Here is a 201-nt window from a genome sequence, read left to right as displayed (position 1 = left end):
CTTGAACCGTAGTCACCGGACTTAGTTTCTGAATCAGCTAAGGTCTTACCATCAGCGGTTTCGTACCTTACCTTAACATTTTCAGTATCTGGTGCGTAAGTGTAAACAACGTCGTCATTGGTTGTACCGAATTTACCAGTGGCGTTAGTTGGGGTCTTTGTCAAGTGATAACCAGTAATAGTTTTAGCATTGGTTTCATAA

General features: G+C 41.3%; 1 protein-coding gene. It reads right to left on the bottom strand.

What is annotated here, in order from left to right:
- Window positions 1-201 (bottom strand): MucBP domain-containing protein (locus FC45_RS07615; RefSeq protein WP_162257481.1); only part of this gene is annotated, 201 nt, incomplete at both ends.

This window comes from Lactobacillus jensenii DSM 20557, from assembly GCF_001436455.1.
GTDB lineage: Bacteria > Bacillota > Bacilli > Lactobacillales > Lactobacillaceae > Lactobacillus > Lactobacillus jensenii.
The sequence above is the reverse complement of the archived record's forward strand: the minus strand, read 5'-3'. Positions and strand labels throughout refer to the sequence as shown.